Source organism: Rhodococcus sp. R1101, assembly GCF_000278445.1.
Classification (GTDB): Bacteria; Actinomycetota; Actinomycetes; order Mycobacteriales; family Mycobacteriaceae; genus Rhodococcus; species Rhodococcus gordoniae.
This window is the reverse complement of sequence record NZ_AJVB01000568.1, coordinates 1-2,262: the sequence shown is the minus strand read 5'-3', so window position 1 is coordinate 2,262 and position 2,262 is coordinate 1. Positions and strand designations below refer to the sequence as shown.

Below are 2,262 nucleotides of genomic sequence, written 5' to 3'. Positions count from 1 at the left end.
AACTCGCGACGCTGCGCGAGTCCATCGGGGCGAGCGCCGACCGCCTCGACATCCAGCTCGACGAGGCGCGGCGCAGGATCGAGATGACGAAGACCGCCGAACGGACCGCCCGCAAGGCCCACGAAGCGGCGCTCGAACGAGTCGGCAAGGCCGACGCCGCCCATACGGGCGCCGAGACCGCCCTGCGGTCGGCGCTCACCGAGGCCCGGGCCGACGCCGACACACTCGCGCCGTTCGCCCGCCGCGACCTGCTGATACTGCTCGGTGTGGACACCGAACACGTCTGGCCGTCCAGCGCGGCCGCGTGGCTCGACGCCGATCAGCTCGCCTATCGGATCCGGCAGTCCCCCGACAACCCGGTCGACGTACTGCCCACCGAGGTCCTCGCACTGTTCCGTGCCCTCGACGCCGCCACCGCATCGGTCACGACCTCCGAGTCCACTCGCAAGTCCACCGCCTCGGCGCTGACGTCCGCACTGCAGGAGTTCGACGCCGAGCTCGCCCGGGGCCGCGACTACCGGCTGCACTGGGACGCCGCCGACGGCGTCACCGTCGTGCAGGTACAGGATGAACAGGGCTACACGTCCGTCGCGGCCTTCGCGCAGCGTATCGCCCGAGCGCGGCAGGAACAGGAGACCCTGCTCACCGACTCCGAACGGCGCATCCTCGAAGACGCGCTGCTCACCGGTCTCGCGCAGCAGATCCACGAGCGCACCGTCGACGCCCGCGACCTCATCGCCCGGATGGGTACCGAGATGCGGCAACGGCACATGTCCTCGGGCAACACCATCGGGGTGCACTGGGTGCTCGCCGACCATCTCGACGAGCCGGCCCGGGCGGTGTGCAAACTCCTCGACCGCGACGCGTCGATGCTGGCACCGGACGATCTCGCGGGGATCCGCGCGCATTTCGCCTCGCGGATCCGCACGGAGCGGGCCGCGCATCCGGAACGGTCGTACCCGGAGATCCTCGCCGCGACGCTGGATTACCGCCGGTGGCGGGTGTTCTCGTTCAGTCTCGTCGGTGCGGACGGCAGCGAGGACCGGCTCACCCCGGCCCGGCACTCGGCGTTGTCCGGTGGCGAACAGTCCGTCTCCCTGCACCTGCCGTTGTTCGCGGCGGCGCACGTGATGCTCGATTCGGCCGACCCGCACGCGCCGCGCCTGCTCGCCCTCGACGAGGCCTTCGCGGGTGTCGACGACACCGGTCGCAGCGAACTGCTCGGCCTGTCCGTGCAATTCGACCTCGATCTGTTCATGACCGGTTTCGACCTGTGGATCACCTATGCGGGTGTGCCGGGGTGCGCGCACTACGACCTGTCGCATTCGGTGGCCGAGCACACCGTCGCGACCACGCTGCTGGTGTGGTCGGGTGGCGAACTGCTCGCCGATCACGACGGGTCGGATCTGGAGAGCGCGCTCGGATCTCCGCGGACCCGGCGGGTCGCACGCCCGGTAGAGGGAACCTTCGAGTTCGCCTGATCGTGACGACGGTCACTGCGGCGTGTTCCGCCTCGATCGGGGCTCTCCCTGCCTCGCGGTCCTACGATCCGGAAGATGACGAGGCTTCGGGTATCCAGACTCATCGTCGGCACCGCGACCGTGGTCGGCCTGCTCCTGGGCGCGAGCCCCGCGGCAGCCGCACCGGCACCGGGCGCGCGGGTGACCGCGTCGCCGGACGGTTTCACGCTCGACGGTCGGGCTTGGTGGCCCACCGGGTTCAATGCCTACCAGCTCGCCACCGACTGGTCGGTGAACTGGGGATGCGGCGCCATGGTCGACCTCGACGCCTATTTCGGCGCGCTGCCCCCGAATTCGCTCACCCGCTTCAACCTCTTCCAGGCGCTGGCCGTCAACCGGTTCACCGGGCAGCTCGACTTCGGACCGATGGACGCGGTCTTCGCGGCCGCCGAAGCGCACGATCAGATGCTGTTGCCGGTCCTGGCACCTCAGGACGGCGCGTGCGAGGACGAGGTCTTCAAGGGACGGCAGTGGTACGTCGACGGGTGGACCGAATTCACCCCGGGTCACGAGCGGGTGGTGATGAGCTACCGCGACTGGATGCACACTGCCGTCGCCCGCTACCGGAACTCCCCGTCCCTCGCGGCGTGGGAGCTGGTCGGCGAACCGGAGACGAGTTCGTGTACCGACGCCGCGTGCCAGTGGTGGACCCGGTCGTGCGAACCCGGCGCCGCGCAGGTGCTGCGCGACTTCTTCGACACGGCCGGCGCCGAACTGCGCGCCGTCGACCCTCGCACCCTGA

1 protein-coding gene and 1 pseudogene are annotated in these 2,262 nt (G+C 70.1%); both read left to right on the top strand.

What is annotated here, in order from left to right; all coding sequences use genetic code 11:
* The coding region (locus tag R1101_RS0121695; protein ID WP_016935344.1) for an SbcC/MukB-like Walker B domain-containing protein at positions 1 to 1,481 on the top strand (1,481 nt) is incomplete at its 5' end.
* Between the two features lie 75 nt (positions 1,482 to 1,556).
* Positions 1,557 to 2,262, top strand: a pseudogene (locus R1101_RS0121690) (beta-mannosidase); the annotation flags it as partial.